Origin of the sequence: Streptomyces smaragdinus, from assembly GCF_009604385.1 — a bacterium.
In the GTDB taxonomy this organism is placed as follows: Bacteria; Actinomycetota; Actinomycetes; order Streptomycetales; family Streptomycetaceae; genus Streptomyces; species Streptomyces smaragdinus.
In genome coordinates, this window is record NZ_WEGJ01000003.1 from 306,565 (window position 1) to 323,863 (window position 17,299).

Genomic DNA, 17,299 nt, shown 5'->3' on the forward strand with positions numbered 1-17,299 from the left:
CCGCAACGCGCGGAATCCGTACGGGATTTCCAGGAGGACAGAATGACCGATCAGCCGAAGGGCCCGGCGAGCTACTTCCCGTCGATCGAGAAGAAGTACGGGCGGCCCGTCCAGGAGTGGCTCGACCTGATCGCCGCCTCGGACCTGACGAAGCACATGGAGCTGGTCAGCTGGCTGAAGACGGACCACGCCCTGGGCCACGGCCACGCGAACGCCCTGGTGGCGCATGTCCTCGCGGGGCGGAAGTCCGCGTGCTGAATTCTCCCGGGGGATGACCCCCGGACCCCCAGCCGGACAAGCAGGTCGGTCGGGCGCCGGGCGTAATATCGCGAGGCCGATCCGAGTAAAACCGAGTGCAGCCCTCAGGGCCCACGTGATATCTCTCCCTGCCATGGGGGATCTTGCGACAAAACGACTGGTACTTCATCCGCTGACGCGCGCGGAGGCGGAGGAAATCCTGACGGGCAGCCCCGGGGCCCACTGGGCGCCCGACTACCCCACGCCCGGCGACACGATCGCCGCGAACCGCTATCTGTCGGCGACCGCCGACCCCTTCCCGTTCGGCAACTTCGAGATCCGCCTCCGCGCCGACGGCCGGGCGATAGGCGGCCTGGGCTTCCACGGCCCGATGGACACCACGGGCACGGTGACGATCGGCTACGGCCTGATCCCGTCGGCCAGGGGCAAGGGCTACGCCTCGGAGGCCCTGCGGGCGCTGCTGGAGTTCGCACGGTCGCAGGGGGCGGTCCGGGTGAAGGGGGATGCGGATCACGCCAACGTGGCTTCGCACCGGGTGATGCTGGCGGCGGGGATGCGGGCGGTGGGGGAGGACGAGAGGGTGCGGTACTTCGAGGTCAGCTGGGCTGACGAATAGGGCACAAAGAAGCCTTGTTCCAGCTCCCCGACCGCCGGCCTACAGCGCGCACCCGACCCAAATCCAGCCTGCCCGGCCGCCGGCCGACAGCGCGAACATGGCCCACTTCCCCCCAACAAGGTTGCCGATAACCCCCGTTGACCGGCATTAACGGAGTTCCGGATTCATGATCCACCCCGCACAATGATCGACGACGGCTCCCCCTCGCCGTCACCGATCACCCACGGACACAGAAGGAGCTCCACTTGCGCACCACCACCCGCGCACTCGGCACCACCATCGCCACAGCCCTAGGCTCCCTGCTCCTGACCATCCCGGCCACCGCCCCGGCCCACGCCGCGACCGGCGTGCAGCTGCCGATCACCTACCTCGGCGACATGGCGGTAGACGGCACCCACCACAAGGTCTTCGTCAGCGACCCGGTCGACCAGTCCGGCCGCATCGCGGTGGCGGACTACGAGGGGAACACCACCTGGCTGAACGGCCCGTACGGCGCCGCCGAGCTCGTACTCTCCCCCGACGACCAGACCCTGTACGTAGCCGCGCGCCACCTCGACAGCATCATCGCGTACGACACGACGACCCTGGCGGAGACCGGACGCTACTACCTGGGCGCGGACACCTCCCCCTGGGGCCTGGCCCTCGCGGGCGGGAAGCTCTGGTTCAGCTACGGCGACTTCACCGGGGACCTCGGATCGCTCGACCTCTCCGCCCCCGAGCCGGTGGTCACGCTCGGCCTGGACGAGTCCCTGGACCCCACCGCCCAGCTCGCCACCTCGCCGACCGACCCCGACGTCCTGGTGGCCGGTACGAACCAGCCCAACCGCAACACCCTCACGGTGTACGACGTGGGCGGCGGCACCCCCACGACAACCGCCCGCCGGACGCTGGCCCCGGCCGAGATGAACGGCCTGCGGGACCTCGACGTCAGCCCGGACGGCCGCACCGTCGTCACCGCCGCCCTGATATCCACCGGCTACCAGGCGTTCCGCCTCGACGACCTCACGGACGCCACGACGCACACGACCCCGTCGGCCTCCCCCCTCGCCGTCGCCGTCGGCCCCGACGGCACGGTGGCGGGCGCCGCGCAGAACAGCAGCGCCGACATCCCGGACGTCTCCTTCTACGCCCCCGGCGCGACGACCCCGCTGACCACGCTCGAGCTGGGCAGCGCCACCCAGAGCCCGGAGCCCGGCGGCCTCGCCTGGGCGCCGGACGGGAGCCGGGTCTTCACGGTGACGCGGGAGCCCGGGGTCATCGGCCTCTACCTCCACTCCAGCACGGTCACGACCACGGTCGAGTCCACGCTCACGCTCTCGGCCCCCGCGACCAGCCGCAAGGGCCGCGCCCTCACGGTCACCGGCACCCTGACGGCGCCGGGCCTCGCCCCGGGGGCGACGGTCGAGGTGACGCGGTACGACGCGACCTCGAGCGTCCCGCTCGGCACGATCACGGTCCCGGCGGACGGCACCTTCACGGTGACCGACGCTCCGGCGAAGGCCGGGACGGTCCGGTACGGGGTGACGTACGCCGGCGACCACTGGCACACCCCGGCCTCGGCCGAGATGACGGTGGAGATCACCCGGCACTGAGGTGCCGCCGTGGCCCGGGACGGCGTCCCGGGCCACGGCTCCTCCCGACTCGCGGCGCCCACGGCGATGAGTTCTGATGCCAGGGCGGGTCTGAACCTGTACGGAGCGAGAGGAGAGGCGCGATGGGCACACCCGAGGTCCTCATGAAAGGCGTCGTGTTCGGCGAGTCGCCGCGCTGGCACGACGGACGGCTGTGGTTCTCCGACTGGGGCGCGAACCAGGTGATCGCCCTGGACCCCGACGGCGGCCACGAAGTGGTGGCGACCGTCCCCTCGTTCCCGATGTGCGTCGACTTCCTCCCCGACAGCCGGCTGCTGATCGTGGACTCCGCCCACCACCGGCTGCTGCGCCGCGAACCGGACGGATCCCTCGTCCCGCACGCCGACCTCTCCGGGATCTCGCTCAAGCCGTGGAACGACATCGTGGTCGACGCCGAGGGCAACGCCTACGTCAACACGATCGGCTTCGACTTCCCCGGCGGCGAGTTCGCCCCGGGCTCGATCGCGCTGGTCACGCCGTCGGGCCAGGTCACCCTCGTCGCCGACGGCCTCGCGTTCCCCAACGGCATGGCGATCACCCCGGACGGCGCGACGCTGATCGTCGCGGAGTCGTACGCGAACGGCCTCACCGCGTACGACATCACCGCCGACGGCACCCTGACCGGCCGCCGCGTCTGGGCGGCGACCCCCGACGACCACCCCGACGGGATCTGCCTCGACGCCGAGGGCGCCCTCTGGTACGCGGACGTGGGCAACCGGCGCTGCGTCCGCGTCCGCGAGGGCGGCGCGGTCCTGGCCACGGTGGACCTGGACCGCGGCGCCTTCGCCTGCGCGCTGAGCCGGGGCGAGGCGGTCCCGCGCCTGTTCGTCGTCGCGCAGACCTGGGGCGGGCCCTCGCCGTCGTCAAAGGAGCCCACCGGCCAGGTGCTGGCGTTCCCGGCGCCGGTGGGGGGCGCCGGGAGGCCGTGATCAGCGCAGGACGTCGCGCAGCAGCCGGGCGTTCTTCACGGTGACGGTGGACCCCTTGCGCGAGGCCACCGCGTCGACCTCCGGGATGCTGCCCTTGGCCCCGCACCGGGAGGCACACTCGACGCCGAGCACGAGGAACGCCCCCGCCTCCTGCGGGGGCTTCTCCCCCATCAGCCAGGGCAGGGCCCCCTCGATCACGGCCCACACCGTCCCGTACGCCCCCGACTCGGCAGCCGAACGCAGCCCGTTCACCACGTTCTTCAGCCCGTGCACCACCCCCAGCCGCCTCCCCAGCATCCGGCAGTCCAGCGCCCCCTGCGCGGCCAGCACGAGCAGGGCCTCCACCGCCGCGTCGGTCTCCGTCCTGAGCCGCTCGGCGAGCTGCGCGTGCATCGCGTACCCGGCGGGGCCGCCGGACTCCGCGAGATACGGGAACAGCCCGGCCTCCCTCGTGGATATCCGCGCCGCGACCTCGTCCCGGTGATGCGGCAGTTGGGCCACCCAGAAAGGCGCGCGGTAGACGGGCACCGTGTAATCCGCGTAATCCCGTCCGCGCGTGGTGTACGCACCGACGAGGGCCGCGGCAGCCGGCGGAAACGCCGGGACGGGCTCCAGCGCGGGCTGCGCGGGACCGACGGACCTCGACCGTCGGTTCACCCGGTCCGCGCTCTCCCACCCCTCCGGCGTGGAATCCCGGTGCGGCAGCCCCCCGTCCCGCAGCCACTCCGCCAGCCACCGCCCGGCGTCGGACCGCAGCTCTCCCGCCTTCCGTACGGTCTCCCCCTCGGCCGGGCCGACCCGCAGCAGGGCCTGCGCGAAGTCGACCGGCGCCGGCGTCACGCCCAGACGCTCCAGCTCGGCGACCCGCTCCACCAGCACCGCCGCGTCGATCGCGCCGGTGGCCAGCGTGGGCAGGGCCAGCAGGAACGGCTGCGCGGCACCGGACTCGAGCAGATCCATGACCTCCATGAGCCGCGCCATGAGCATCCGCCACGGCGGCAGCAGCTCGTCGTTGGTGTCCGTCCTCGGCCCTCCCCGCACCACGGTCACCACATCGAACAGATCGTGCAGATAGTGATGCCCGCAGCAGGGGAGGTTCGGCCTCGTCCGCTTGACCGCCGCGAGCGCCTCGGCCAGCGCGGCCCGATCGAGGACGGCGTACCGGACCAGCCCGTCCAGCGCCCGCTCGAACGCGACCACGTCCCCCCGGTTCGCGAGGGCCACCGCGACCTCCTGCACCGCCTCGGCGAGGGACCCGACCGGCCCCGGCACGCCCACGGGCTCGGGCACGGGGGGCAGCACCTCCTCGTACGGCTCGGGCTCGGCGCTCTCCACCGGCCCGCCGAACAACGCCGCGGCCTGAGCCGTCAGCCCCGGGCTCAGCACCTCGGCGGCCGTCCGCAGCTCCTCGACCACCGCGCTTCCACCGGACTTGAGATGCCGGGCAACGATCTTGAGGGCGCTCTCCTGAATCCCCATGTCGGGGTGCTGGAAGGCGATCGCGACACCGGCCAGGATCACGTCCGCCCGGGCGGGATCCCGCCGGATCACCCGGCTGAGCCAGGAAAGCTGGTCCCGTACCAGCTTCTTCTGGGAACGAAGCAGCAGACGCTCGCACATCTCGGCGAGCACGGAGTCGCTCAGCAGCCCGGCCTCCTCCAGCCCGACCAGGACCTCCCGGCCGTACGAGGCGACCGGCAACGACAGGTCGAGCATGGCCACGTGATACCGCAGCAGCGCGGCGTACTCGTCCGGAGTCGGCTCGATGGCCGCCAGAAAATCTATGCGCTCCGTGATCCGCCTGCGCAGGCCTTCCTTGAGAAGACCGGAGAGGACCGTCTCGACGACGGCGACCCGCCGCGGTGCCATCCAGGCACGTTCGTCGGCGGTGAGCACGAGGGCCTTCAGGGCCTCGGTGTAGTACGGGCTGGAGTCGGCCATGTTGCCGAAGAGGCCGCGGAGAACCACGTCCCGGTCGATCAGCCCCTCGGCGATGAGATCCATCAGCAGCGGCACCGAGGGCAGGTAAGTCCCGGGCCGCTCCAGGATCAACGGCAGCAGGGTCGGCGTGTGGACGTCCTCACGCAGGCCTTCCAGGGGCTTCCCGCTCCCGATGTGCCGGCCCATCCAGGCGTTGATGTAGTAGTCGGTCGTCGGCACAGGACAACCGGTGGTACGGACGATGTGCTCGCAGAGCGGATAGTGCAGCGAACTGGTCCCCGCCGGGAACTGCTCGGAGACCTCGCTGACGAACTCGACCCGCCACTCGACCGGAAACAGATCCAGCACGGGCAACAGCCCGCACGCCTCATCCCCCATCTCCACCCGCGGAACCCATCTGACCCGGAGCATCTCGGCAACCGCGGCCTTCGGACTCTCCTGACACGCGAGCCGGGCCCTCATCAGGGCAACCTTCTGCCCGAGGGTCTGCTCCTTCCACCGGTCGTACTCGACTACGGCCTCAGTCCGGGGAACCAGGTCAGCGGCATAGGCGGCACGCTGCTCGAGCGTCAGCAGGCCCAGCTCCCGGAGCACACCGTCGGCGTCCCCGGCATCAACGAGTTCCATCAGATCCACCGGGTTGGCTCCTTCGCCGTATGGGTCGTACGAGTTGTCACGTGAGGAGACCATAGGCCAGGGGGCTGACATCGCTGTCGGGGTACGGCCGACGTGGCCGGCGCCCGACCCGCCACACAGAAGTTCGGCAACCGCGAGAATCCACGCATGGACTCCTACGCCCTCACCGAAGCCCAGAGCCGGCTCGGCACCCTCGCACGCCTCGTCGCCACAGAGCGGAAGCAGATCGCGCTCACGGACCAAGGCCAGGTCACGGCCATCCTCATCAGCCCTGCGGAGCTGGAGGACCTGGAGGACTACCGCATCGCTGCGGAGTACCAGGCCCGAAAGGAGCGCGGCGAAACCGGCCCCGGCATCCCCATGGCCGAGGCCCGCCGCCGGCTCTTCGGGGACGACGAGTGAGCGGCCACGTTTGAGTCCGGATGGCCATGTGCCTCAGCCATGACAGTCGGCAAGGATCGCGATCACTGGTCATCCAGACGGAACGCTGGTGGTCATTCAGCCGCTATACGCTCCGGAGACCGGCCTGGACCCACAGCCAGGACAAGCCACGTCCTCAGGTCAGTTCTCGCAGAAGCCGGAGGCCTTCAGGACCTCGTTGATCGCCTTGCCCTGCTCCTCGGTGACGGCGGTGTCGCCCTGGGCGAAGTTCGCGGCGGCGGCCCTGTCGAGGTTCGGGGCGCCGCTGTTGATCGCGGCGCACTGAGTGTGGGCGGCGGCGATGGTCTTGTTCTCGTCCGCGCCGACCACGGCGGGGCTGATGGCGATCAGGGCGGCGAGGAGTTCCTCGCGGGTGGCGTTCTTCGGGACGGACTTGGGCTCGGGGGAGGCGGCGGGGGCCTCGGTCGGGTCGGCCGTGGGGGCGGGTTCGCTCGCGTCGGGGGTCGGGGCGGCGGACTTCGTGGGCTCGGCCTTGGTGTCGTCGCCGTTGTCGCCGGAGCAGCCGGTGAGGGCGAGGAGGAGGGCGATCGCGGCGCCGGCGACGGCTGTGGTGGTGCGCATGGGTCCTTCTGGGGTGGGTGGGGTCGCAGGATTGCATCCTCGCTGGTCGGGGGCGGGAATTGCATCCGTTGTCGCGGATTTGTGACGCGATCCGGCTCCGCCCCGGTCAGGGCTCGGGGACGAGGCCGGGCTGGTGGTCCTGGATGCCGCCGCAGTAGGCCTCGTATTCGGTGTCGGTCAGCCAGATCTTCTGGTCAGTGTTGATGGAGTGACGCAGGACCCATCCGCCCTCGAGCCGCGCGACCTCGAGGCAGTCACCCGGGCCGCCGGCGCCGGAGCGCTTCGACTTCGTCCAGGTCGCTGTGGAGAGGTCCTGGTCCATGAGGGCGCTGAGTATCTCGGACTTAGTCACGTGTCATCTCTTTTCTGACGGTGCGGATCAGTTCCACTGATTCGAGGTGGGTGAGCGACAGCTTCTTCGCGGACCTCAGGAGGCTCTGGATGCCAAGGAGTTCCTTGCTCCTCCTCTGGAAGGACATCCCCGTCATCGCGTCGAACACCGCGATCGGATGCTCGTCGGGGCCACGAAACTCCAGCAGATGGGAGACGTAGGTGAGCGTTGCGGGTGCACTGAACGGGATGACGCGGATCAACACGCCTCGTTGCTCCGCGTCGACCAACAGCGAATCGATCTGGGCGCGCATGGCATCGGCGCCCCCGACCTGCTGCCGCAGCGCACCTTCCCCGAAGATCACCTCAACCTTGGGCGGCTCGGGCTTGTCGAGGATACGGCGGCGCATGCCCCTCAGTTCGACGGAGCGTTCCACTGTGTGCGGGGCGAGCATCTCCCGCGAAAGCACGCCGGTGATGGCCCGCCCGTAAGCAGGAATCTGCAACAGCCCCGGAATGATGCTGCCGCCGCATGTGGTGATGCGCTCGGCAGCGTCTTCGTAGGCGATGAACTTGATGAGGGAATCGGGGAATTCGTCCTCGTACTCCGACCACCAGGCATCGGAGATCGCCCGCCCCTCCTGCAGCATGGTCTCCAAGCGGACCTTCTGCTCAAGCCCCGACTCGTACAACTGCAGGAGCTTGGCCAATTCCCAGGGCTCAGGCCATGATTCGCCCCGCTCGAACCGGGAGACGCGATCAACCGTCCGCCGCGCAATCGCGCGAGCCGCGTCTATCTGCTTGACGGTGCCGCCGACAGCCGGGCGGGCGGCAAGGCGCTCCTGCTTGATCGCCTCGCCGAAGCGTCGTCGCGCGACCGTGGTCGCGGCGCTCACCGACATCGTGTCTCCCTCGTGCGTTGTTCAACAGGCATTGGAAGCGTAACGCGTTGGCTTCAACACGGGGAGTTACAGGGTGGGTTCAGCCGAAAGGGTGATTGCGATCGCAGTGACGAGAGCGCCAAGCTTTGCGTTACGCAGTGCGGTCACATCACTGCGGAGAGTTGTCCCAGCGGCTGCCTTCAGTCGCGTAGCTGGAGGTCGCAATGCGTACGAAGCAGCCCAACTGGCCGGAGCTCGCTGCCACGTTCCTTCGACATCCCGGCTCTGTCCCGCACGCACGCAAGTGGGCTCGCGGGGTCCTCGACGAGGCGGGGGCCTCGGGAGACGTCCTGGACGTGGCGGAGCTCCTTGTCAGCGAGGTCGTCACGAACGCCGTCGTGCACGGCGGCGGCGAGGTGGTGACGGTCACGGTGCACGACGACCTGTCGCTCGCGGTGTGGGACAACTCCCCCTGCCTGCCACGCCCTCGCGACGCCGCCCTCACCGACGAGGGTGGCCGGGGCCTGGCCATGCTGGGGATGTTCGCGCCGGGGTACTCGGTGCGGGCGTGCGCTTCGGGCGGGAAGACGGTGCGTTTCACGCCGCGGACGTATGCGGATGGGTGGGCGTGAGGTGCCTTCGCTGGGCAGGATAAATGGGGAGCGGAGGGGGATTACGCGTGATGGAGAAGATGAAGACGCTCAAGGCCTTGCTGGCGGCGGACCTGTCCGGGGCGGTGTGGACCAAGTCTGCCTTCTCCGGGAGTACGGGTCACGACTGCTTGGAGGTCACTCGCGTTGAAGGGCTCGGGTACGTACTACGCCACTCCGTCCTGACGGATCACCGGATCCCACTGACCGAGTCGGAGTACGTCGCATATTGCGAGGGCGTGCGGGCGGGGCAGACGGGACTCGTTCCGGGGGCCTGACGGGCGTCCGTCGACTCATGGGTGCCGTTGCGCCGGCCGCCGACTCCCCGCGCCTGCGGCGCGGGGCGGGGCCCACCCACATGCCGCCCGTTTCGGGGTGACGGGGCTGGCGTAGCCGGCGGCGGGGTGGGCGAGGGCAGTGTGCGCCGCTGGGGAGCTGAGGGTGGGCCGGCGGCGCAGGTTTTGGATGCGGAGTGTTTCTGCGGCGCTGCGCGCCTTGGGGCAGGGAGCGGGGGGCGGGGCGCTGCGCGCCTCGCAGTGAGGGAAGCCGCTGGCGCGGCTTCGGATGCGGAGTGAGGCGTCGGCGCTTCGCGCCGCCGGGCCAGCGTGTGCGGGGGCAACCGTACGAGTGCCTGTGCCCCGGGGGGAGTTCCCCACGGTTGGCGGGCTAGAGGGGGCGGTGACCAGGGACAATCCGGTAGCCGCCGACGCAAAGAAGGGGACGTTCGACACGCCTGCGCGCGTACGGGAAACGCTCCCAACCCGACCACGACGCGGCAGTACGCGCGTAGGTGTGTCGGGCGGCCCCGACCCACTTCACGCCCGCGCGCACCCCGCCAGACCAGACACCGCCCCCGAGGCCAAGACACCCACCCTCAGCACGGCTGGCGCTTGAAGCCTCCGGCCGAAGGCCGGATGCGCGTCAGCCGACGCAACCGCCAGCCGCTGGCCACTGCACAACGCCGCACCTACCCCCCGACCCCGTTCACGCAGAACAACGCCCCGCGGACCTCATCGACGGACGGCACCCCACACCCCCGTACGTCGATACGGACCTCCTCCCCCGGCAGCAGCGTGACCCGCCCCTCGGAGGCGACGGCGTCAGGGCCGAGACGATCCGCCTGCAGCAGCAGATCCCGTACGAGCGAACGTGCCGTGACCAGCACCGAACAGCCGGAGGCGGAAGGCGACACCGACACGTCGTACCGCGCCGGCGGATACGCGAAGTCCCGGTCCCGGGCGGCGAAGAAGAACGTCCGCTCCTCGTCGGCGGACACCACCAGGAACTCCTTCGCGGACCCCGCCGAAAGCACCAGCCCCGCCGGGACGTCGACCTCGGCGACCGACCGCCCGGCCACGGTCACCGGCACGGAGGCAGAGGCCAGTACAGTCCCGTCGACGGACATCCGGCGCAGAGAGAGATCCGCAGCCCAGGGGCCCGCCCCCTGGTTGCAGACGGCAACCGATGACCCCGCGGGACGGACCACCAGCAGCCGGTCCGCGTACAGCCTCCGCAGCTCGAACCACAGCGGCTTCCGCCGCCCGTCCCCGTCCACCGCCGACCAGCTCGTCACCGGCCAGCAGTCGTTGAGCTGCCACACCACCGTCCCCGCACACACCGGCCAGTGCGAACGCCAGTGCGAGATTCCCGTGTCGATGGCCCGCGCCTGGTTCAGCTGCATGAGGTAGTGCCAGCGGTCGAAGTCCGCCGGGACGGCGAAGTGCCGGGACAGGCCCCGCGACAGCTTGTCGTTGCCGCCCTCCGCCTTCTGGTGATGCAGCATCTCCGGCGACGAGGGCGCGAGCGACGACGCGCCGACCGCCCGCCGCATCGTCGCCCACGTCGCAGGGGCCTGCCAGCCGAACTCCGCGACGAAGCGGGGGACGTCGAGGGTGTAGTCGGTGTAGTCCGACCGGTTCCAGACGTCCCAGGAGTGATGCGTACCGTGCGACGGATCGTTCGGGTGGTGGTCCCACGAGCCGGACCACGGGCTGCCCGCCCAGTACGGGCGCGTCGGGTCGAGTTCGGCGACGATGCGCGGGAGAAGGCCCAGGTAGTAGCCCTCGCCCCAGGACTCGGCGCCCAGCTCCGGCTCCCAGTCCCAGTCGCGGAAGCCCCAGAGGTTCTCGTTGTTGCCGTTCCACAGGACGAGGCTCGGATGCGGCATCAGCCGTACGACGTTGTCGCGCGCCTCCGCGTCGATCTCGCCGCGCAGCGGCTGGTCCTCGGGGTAGGCGGCGCAGGCGAAGGGGAAGTCCTGCCAGACCATCAGGCCCAGCTCGTCGCAGAGCGCGTAGAAGTCGTCCGACTCGTAGATCCCGCCGCCCCAGACCCTGACCAGATCGACGTTCGCCTCGACGGCCTGCGTGAGGCGCTCGCGGTAGCGGGCGGCGGTGACGCGGGACGGGAAGGCGTCGTCGGGGATCCAGTTCACGCCGCGGGCGAAGACGGGGACGCCGTTGACCACCAGCGTGAAGGCGGAGTCCGCGGTGTCGAGCGTCACCGTACGGAAGCCCAGGCGGCGGGTCCACGTATCGAGCGGCGCGTCCCCGTCGTACAGCGTCACCTCGCAGTCGTACAGCGGCTGCTCGCCGTATCCCCGGGGCCACCACAGCGCGACGTCCGGCACCTCGACGGCGAGGACTGCCTCCGCTCCGTCGAACGACACCCGCCCCGTCACCCCGCCCACCGACACCGACGCGGCGAGCGGACGCCCCTCGCCGCCCGCCGTGCGCTCGACCGTCAGCCGGAGCTCGACCCGCCCGGTCCCGCCGGAAACCGTGACCAGCGGGCGGACGGACGCCAGACGTGCCGTCGACCAGTGCTCCAGCCGCACCGGACGCCAGATCCCGGCGGTGACGAGCGTCGGCCCCCAGTCCCAGCCGAAGTTGCACGCCATCTTCCGGACGTACTGGAACGGCTCCGGATACGGCCCCGGCCGCGCCCCCAGCCGCTCCCGCAGCTCCTCCGCCTCGGTGTACGCCGAGGTGAAGCGGACCTCGAGCGGTCCGGAGCCGCCGGTGACGTCGAAGCGGTACGCGCGGTGCATGTTGCGGGTACGGCCGGTCTCCCGGCCGCCGAGGCTTACGGCGGCGACCGTGTCGAGGCCGTCGAAGACGAGGTCGGTGCGCTCGTGGCCACCGTCGTACGGGGCGACGTCGGCGGTGTACGTCCAGTCCCGGCGGCCGATCCAGGCGACGTCGTTCTCGTTCGTCCCGAGGTACGGGTCCTCGATCGCGCCGGCCGCCAGCAGATCCGTGTGGACGCAGCCCGGTATCGCGGCCGGGAGCTCGGCGCCGTCGTGGCGCAGGGTCCAGCCGTCGGTGAGCGGGGTGACGTCCTTCATGCGGGGGCTCCAATCGGGGTGGGACCGGGAGGGCGTTCAACGTAAGTCCGCGTTCGGGCCGATGTCCATGAACCGGTCCAGCGGGTGATTGTCGGACCCCCCTGCCATCATCGGCGGCATGCTCTACGAATCGCTGGTTGCGCAGGCTCGCAGGAACGACGAATTCGACGTCGTGCGACTCGGCGCGCTCGAACAGGTGCGGTGGCTGGTCGAGTTGCTGGAGCGGCAGCGGAAGGAGAACGCGCAGCGTTCGTGGGTGCCTGACGAGGAATCGAACGGGAGGCAGGAGGCGGTGCGGGAGGCCACCCGGGCCGAGCTCACCGCGCGGCTTGCCGCCTGTTCGGACGACGAGGGCCGGGCGGCGGTGATCTGCCTGATGCTCGCCGCCTACCGAGACGCGATCAGCATCTGGCAGTTCGATCAGGACGTCAGACCCCTGCTCCCGCGTCTGCGCGGCTGGACGTCCGCCGAGATCAGCGTCCTGCTCCTCGACATCCTGCGGCACGATTCGGGCTATTGGGTCGCCCATGCCATGCGGTGGGCACTGCGTGCTGCCGAGCACCTCGACGCCGACGGCCTGCGCGCAACAGCGCCGTGGCTGCGGCACACCCACACCGAGGTCATGGCCCGGGATGTCGGGGTGCCTGAGCGCCGCGCACTCGCGTCACATCTGCGCGCCCTTCTCGCCGGGGTGGACGCGGCGTTGATCCCCGAGGGCCTGATCCCCGCCCACACCCCCTGGGCCGCCCCCCTGCGCAAGCAGGCGGAGACCTCCCCCACCCGGGAGCTGGCCGACTGCCTCCGGCACCTCTCGAGCCTGTCGAGCCCCCGCCCCACGCAGAAGTGGCGCCGCGCCTGCCTCGACCTGACCGACGCCGCCTCGATCCGTGAGCTGCTGCCCGACGTCCTCCGGGAGCTGGCCGTCGGGGAGCCCACCCGGATCGAGGGCACCTACGGGCGCTACTCGGTCGTCGTCGACGAGAGCGACAGCGATCTCGCCCGCGGCCTCATCTGGGCCTGCACCCTCACCGGGGGAGGCGGCCCCGACACCGCCCCGCATCTCGCCGCGCTCGCGCTGCGGACCGGGGACTACCGCAGCGGCAGCCGGCAGAACCTGGTGGTTGCCGGAGCCGCGATCAACGCCCTCGCGGAGACCGACGGTCCGGCCGCCCTGGAGTCCCTGTGGAAGCTCCGCACCGCGATACGGGACCGCGCCCTGCGCAAGCAGATCGACACCGCCCTGCGGACGGCCGCCGCGCGTCAGGGCATCACGCCCGAGCAACTCGTCGAACGGAGCGTGCCGGATCACGGCCTGAATCCGGACGGCTCCCTCGAGCGCACGCTCGGCGAGCACCGGGTGCGGATCGCGATCGAGGGCCCCGTGACCGTGCGGCTCACCTTCACCGGACCCAACAAGCGCACGTCGCGGACCGCGCCGGCGGCGGTGAAGAACGGCCACGAGGACGGGCTGCGGGAGCTGAAGGCGGTGGCGAAGGAGATACGGGCCACGCTGTCCGGTGAGCGGGCGCGGCTCGAGGGGCTGATGTCGCAGGACGGCCGCGTCTGGCCGTACGACGAGTGGCGCCGCCACTACCGGGACCATCCCGTCACCGGCACGCTGACCCGTGCCCTGATCTGGGAGTTCGAGGGCGGGGACGGTACGTGGCGCGCGGCGCTCCCTGGGGACGCCGACGACGAGGCCCGCCGGGTGCGGCTCTGGCATCCCGTACGGGCATCGGTGGAGGACATCACCGCCTGGCGGGAGCGAGTCGTCGCCGAGGAGCTGCGGCAGCCGTTCAAGCAGGCGTTCCGGGAGATATATCTGCTTACCCCGGCCGAGGAGGAGACGCGCGAATACTCCAACCGGTTCGCCGCGCACATCGTGCACTACCAGCAGCTGTACGCCCTGCTGAAGGAGCGGGGCTGGCAGGCGGAGTATCTGGGGCACTACATAGAGGGCGCCGCCCGCGGGGAGTTCGGCGGGGGTGAGTGGCGGGCGTGGTTCGATCATGTCGCCATGGAGAACCGGACGTCGTACGAGGTCGCGTACGCCTCGACGGACCGGGTCCGGTTCGAGCGGCGGGCCGGGAAGGGCTGGCGGGACACGCCGCTGGCCGAGGTGCCGGCGATGGTGTTCAGCGAGGTGATGCGGGACGTCGATCTGTTCGTGGGCGTGACGTCGATCGCCGCCGACCCGGAGTGGACGGACCAGGGCGACGATCCCTACGGGCGGTACTGGCGTACGGCGGTCTTCGGGGAGCTGACGGCGAGCGCGGAGATACGCCGGGAGGCCCTGGGGCGGATCCTGCCGCGGCTGCGGATCGCGGGGCGGTGCGAGCTGCGGGGGCGGTATCTGCGGGTGGTGGGCGAGTTGGGGACGTACCGGATCCATCTGGGGTCGGGGAACGTGCTGATGGAGCCGGACGACGCCTATCTGTGCATCGTCCCGGCGTCGGGGAGGCGTGCCACGGGGGTGTTCCTGCCGTTCGAGGACGACCGGCTGTCGCTGATCCTCAGCAAGGCGATGCTGCTGGCCGGGGACGACCGCATCACGGACATGTCGATCCTGCGTCAGATACGGCGGGCGGCGCCGGCCGGGTAAATCCGGAGGCGTCGCGGCGGTCCGATGGCGCAGACTGCGGTCGTGTTCCTCTTCCAGCCGGTCGTCGAAGTGCAGCCCTGGGACGACTTCACCCTGTGGCCGGTGGCCGAGGCCGCCCCGTGGAGTTTCCTGGCCCTGGACGGGGCGTTGTCCGACGCGGAGATCGGGAGCGTCGTCCACTCCGTGGTCTCGTACAACGACAGGAGCGGGGGCGAGGAGACACCCGGCGGTGATCCGGTCGGGGTGTTCCTGCGGGAGGTGACCGGCGCGGAGATGGTCGTCGTGCCCGGGGGCCTGCGGGTGACCGATCTGGAGTCCAGGGTCGCGCTGCGGCCCGGGTGCTGCTGCGGGCTGGAGGGGTGGCGGGAGTGGTACGACGTGCTGGACGGCGGGCATCCGCTGTGGCTCGGGCACGGGCCGTCGGCGCAGGCGGAGCGCGTCGGTGACACGGTGCGGCTGACACTCGACACGGAGCTGGCCGGGAGTCCGGTGATCGAGCTGCCCGCCGGGCGGCTGCCCGGTCTGCTGGCCGGCGCCGAGCGCGATCTCACGGGGTTCCTGCGCGCGGCCTCCGACTGGGCCGCCCGCCGGGTCCCGGACCACGCCCCGGCGCTCACGGCCGCGCTGGCCGGCGCGTTGTCGGTACCGGCCGCCGCCTGACCCGACCCCGCCCGCTCAGTCCTGCGGTGTGGACGTCAGCAGCGCCCGCAGCCCGTTGCGCAGGACGTCGCTCGTGACGTTGCCGAACAGCGCCTGCTGCGCCAGCAGCCCCTGGCACATCGCCATCAGCACCCGGGCGATGTCGTCCGCCGGCACGTCGGAGCGCAGCACGCCCCCCTTCTGGTACGCGGTGATGAGGTCCCGCCACGCGGTGCGCATCCCCTCGTAGCCCCGGTCCAGGACCTCGGACAGCGGCTCGTTGCGCAGCGCCTCGCTCCACACCTGGATGATCAGCTGGGGGAAGGCCTGGGCGCCGTCCCGGGGCCCGTCCGTGCCGTTCGCCACCAGGGTCGCCCCCAGCACCCCGGCGACCACGTCCTCCAGCGGACGCAGGGGCGCCTCGTGCAGCGCGGTGGAGAAGGCTTCCCGCAGCGCGGCGAACGTCTCCTCGGCGACCGCCGAGATGATCTCGTCCTTGCTCCGGAAGTAGCGGTACACGGCGCCGGCGGACAGCCCGGTCTCCCGGAGGATGTCCTGCATCGACGTGGCGTGGAAACCACCCCGGGTGAAGCTCCGGCGGGCGCCGTCGACGATCTGCCGGCGGCGGGCGTCCAGGTGTTCCTGCGATACGCGGGCCATACGCCTCAGATTAAAACGAACATTCATTCTTGACAAGGGAGGCACTCCGGAGAGACAGTGACTCAAGCTTAAAACGAACGATCCTTCTCTATAGCGTCCGACCGGCCCGGAGGCCCTCATGCATCCCCACAACCGCAAGATGATCGCGGTGATCCTCCTTCTCCCGATCGTCGTCGCGCTCGCCGTCTGGGCCTTCGCCTGGCCCGCCGCCCACCAGGCCCCGCGCCACCTGCCGGTCGGCGTCGCCGGACCGGCCGCCGCGCAGCTCGAGCAGCGGTTCGCCGGGCAGGAGGGGGCCTTCGAGGTCACCCGGTACGCGGACGAGGCCGCCGCCCGCGACGCCATAGAGGCCCGCGACATCTACGGCGCCGTCGTCACCGGCCCCGACGGCCCGACGGTCCTCACCGCCACCGCCGCGAGCCCCGCCGTCGCCCAGCTCCTGACCACCGCGGCCGGCGAGGGGGCCGCCGTCGAGGACGTCGTCGCCGCTCCCGCCGCCGACCCGCGCGGCGCGGCCCTCGCCGCCAGCGCGCTGCCGCTCGCCCTGGCCGGCGTGGTGTCCGGCGCCCTGGTCACGCTGCTGGGCCTGCACGGCCGGCGCACCGCCGGCGCCCTGGTCGGCGGCGCCGCCCTGCTGGGGCTGGTGGCCGCGGCGCTGGCACACAGCTGGCTGCACATCCTCACCGGCAACTGGTGGGCGGAGGCCGGGGTCTTCGGCCTGATCGCGCTGGCCGGCGGGTCCGTCGTCGCCGGGATCGCCGCCCATGTGGGCCCGCGCGGCATCGCGCTGGGCGCGGTGCTCGTGATCCTGCTCGGCAACGGGTTCTCCGGTCTGACCTCCGCGCCCGAGATGCTCCCGCGGCCCGTCGGGGCGATCGGCCAGTGGCTGCCCCCGGGCGCCGGCGGCACGCTGCTGCGCTCGGTGGCCTTCTTCGACGGCAACGCCGTGGCCGCCCCGCTCCTCGCCCTCGGCCTGTGGGTCGTGGCGGGAATGGCACTCGTCGCGCTGCGCGCGAAGCAGCTCCCGGGACCGATGAGTTCCGTCGTCCCCTCGAGTCTGAACAGGCAGGAAACCCCGAGGGCAGCGGCCCTTGCGGACAGTAACTGACCTAATTTCGACCTACTTTGGATCAACGGCCGCGACAGTCGCCGCAGCACTCCACGAAGCCGGGAAGGAC

At 71.2% G+C, this 17,299-nt stretch carries 16 protein-coding genes; 10 read left to right on the plus strand and 6 right to left on the minus strand.

Features of this window, described 5'->3' with window-relative positions; genetic code table 11:
- Positions 1–42: 42 nt before the first annotated feature.
- The 4 genes from SRB5_RS07500 (at position 43) to SRB5_RS07515 (ending at position 3,434) form a co-directional block, all read left to right on the plus strand.
- Positions 43–258 carry a DUF4287 domain-containing protein gene (locus SRB5_RS07500; protein ID WP_153450634.1) on the plus strand — a complete coding sequence of 72 codons (216 nt, stop codon included), beginning with the start codon at positions 43–45 and terminating at the stop codon, positions 256–258.
- A gap of 133 nt (positions 259–391) precedes the next feature.
- Positions 392–874, plus strand: a complete 483-nt coding sequence (locus SRB5_RS07505; protein ID WP_153450635.1) for a GNAT family N-acetyltransferase — start codon at positions 392–394, stop codon at positions 872–874.
- Positions 875–1,119: 245 nt separating this feature from the next.
- The gene (locus SRB5_RS07510) at positions 1,120–2,466 is read left to right on the plus strand and encodes an NHL repeat-containing protein (RefSeq protein ID WP_153450636.1); all 1,347 of its coding nucleotides are present in this window, start codon (positions 1,120–1,122) and stop codon (positions 2,464–2,466) included.
- 122 nt (positions 2,467–2,588) lie between these two features.
- The gene (locus tag SRB5_RS07515; protein WP_153450637.1) at positions 2,589–3,434 is read left to right on the plus strand and encodes an SMP-30/gluconolactonase/LRE family protein; all 846 of its coding nucleotides are present in this window, start codon (positions 2,589–2,591) and stop codon (positions 3,432–3,434) included.
- Here the strand turns inward: SRB5_RS07515 and SRB5_RS07520 are convergent, their stop codons facing one another.
- On the minus strand, positions 3,435–6,011 hold the full coding sequence (locus tag SRB5_RS07520; RefSeq protein ID WP_153450638.1) for a DUF6493 family protein: 2,577 nt from the start codon (positions 6,009–6,011) through the stop codon (positions 3,435–3,437). It abuts the gene before it with no gap.
- Positions 6,012–6,158: 147 nt separating this feature from the next.
- Here SRB5_RS07520 and SRB5_RS07525 point away from each other — a divergent pair, with 147 nt between their 5' ends.
- Positions 6,159–6,413, plus strand: coding sequence for a type II toxin-antitoxin system Phd/YefM family antitoxin (locus SRB5_RS07525; RefSeq protein WP_153450639.1), 255 nt, complete (start codon positions 6,159–6,161; stop codon positions 6,411–6,413).
- A 159-nt stretch (positions 6,414–6,572) separates the two neighbouring features.
- On the opposite strand, the gene SRB5_RS07530 is transcribed toward SRB5_RS07525, so the two are convergent.
- The 3 genes from SRB5_RS07530 to SRB5_RS07540 form a co-directional block, all read right to left on the minus strand.
- Positions 6,573–7,013: a hypothetical protein gene (locus tag SRB5_RS07530; RefSeq protein WP_153450640.1), complete on the minus strand. Its 441-nt coding sequence runs from the start codon at positions 7,011–7,013 to the stop codon at positions 6,573–6,575.
- 106 nt (positions 7,014–7,119) lie between these two features.
- Positions 7,120–7,365 carry a DUF397 domain-containing protein gene (locus tag SRB5_RS07535; RefSeq protein ID WP_323377241.1) on the minus strand — a complete coding sequence of 82 codons (246 nt, stop codon included), beginning with the start codon at positions 7,363–7,365 and terminating at the stop codon, positions 7,120–7,122.
- Complete coding sequence (locus tag SRB5_RS07540) at positions 7,358–8,245, minus strand: DUF5753 domain-containing protein (protein WP_153450641.1); 888 nt, start codon at positions 8,243–8,245, stop codon at positions 7,358–7,360. Before SRB5_RS07540 ends, SRB5_RS07535 begins: the two co-directional genes overlap by 8 nt.
- Before the next feature lie 203 nt (positions 8,246–8,448).
- Between SRB5_RS07540 and SRB5_RS07545 the strand changes: the two genes are divergently transcribed.
- Both SRB5_RS07545 and SRB5_RS07550 read left to right on the plus strand, forming a co-directional pair.
- Complete coding sequence (locus SRB5_RS07545) at positions 8,449–8,856, plus strand: ATP-binding protein (RefSeq protein WP_153450642.1); 408 nt, start codon at positions 8,449–8,451, stop codon at positions 8,854–8,856.
- Positions 8,857–8,906: 50 nt separating this feature from the next.
- Positions 8,907–9,152, plus strand: a complete 246-nt coding sequence (locus SRB5_RS07550) for a DUF397 domain-containing protein (RefSeq protein WP_194292865.1) — start codon at positions 8,907–8,909, stop codon at positions 9,150–9,152.
- A 689-nt stretch (positions 9,153–9,841) separates the two neighbouring features.
- Here the strand turns inward: SRB5_RS07550 and SRB5_RS07555 are convergent.
- Positions 9,842–12,220 (minus strand): glycoside hydrolase family 2 protein, encoded by a 2,379-nt coding sequence (locus SRB5_RS07555; RefSeq protein WP_153450644.1) that lies wholly within the window; start codon positions 12,218–12,220, stop codon positions 9,842–9,844.
- A 118-nt stretch (positions 12,221–12,338) separates the two neighbouring features.
- Between SRB5_RS07555 and SRB5_RS07560 the strand changes: the two genes are divergently transcribed.
- Together SRB5_RS07560 and SRB5_RS07565 are read left to right on the plus strand one after the other, a co-directional pair.
- Positions 12,339–14,822 (plus strand): DUF4132 domain-containing protein, encoded by a 2,484-nt coding sequence (locus tag SRB5_RS07560; protein ID WP_153450645.1) that lies wholly within the window; start codon positions 12,339–12,341, stop codon positions 14,820–14,822.
- Positions 14,823–14,846: 24 nt separating this feature from the next.
- Positions 14,847–15,482, plus strand: a complete 636-nt coding sequence (locus SRB5_RS07565) for a hypothetical protein (RefSeq protein ID WP_153450646.1) — start codon at positions 14,847–14,849, stop codon at positions 15,480–15,482.
- A 15-nt stretch (positions 15,483–15,497) separates the two neighbouring features.
- On the opposite strand, the gene SRB5_RS07570 is transcribed toward SRB5_RS07565, so the two are convergent.
- A complete protein-coding gene (locus SRB5_RS07570) occupies positions 15,498–16,121 on the minus strand; it encodes a TetR/AcrR family transcriptional regulator (RefSeq protein ID WP_153450647.1) in 624 nt (207 codons plus the stop codon).
- A 118-nt stretch (positions 16,122–16,239) separates the two neighbouring features.
- Between SRB5_RS07570 and SRB5_RS07575 the strand changes: the two genes are divergently transcribed.
- On the plus strand, positions 16,240–17,229 hold the full coding sequence (locus SRB5_RS07575; protein WP_228389859.1) for an ABC transporter permease: 990 nt from the start codon (positions 16,240–16,242) through the stop codon (positions 17,227–17,229).
- The last annotated feature ends 70 nt before the right edge of the window (positions 17,230–17,299 follow it).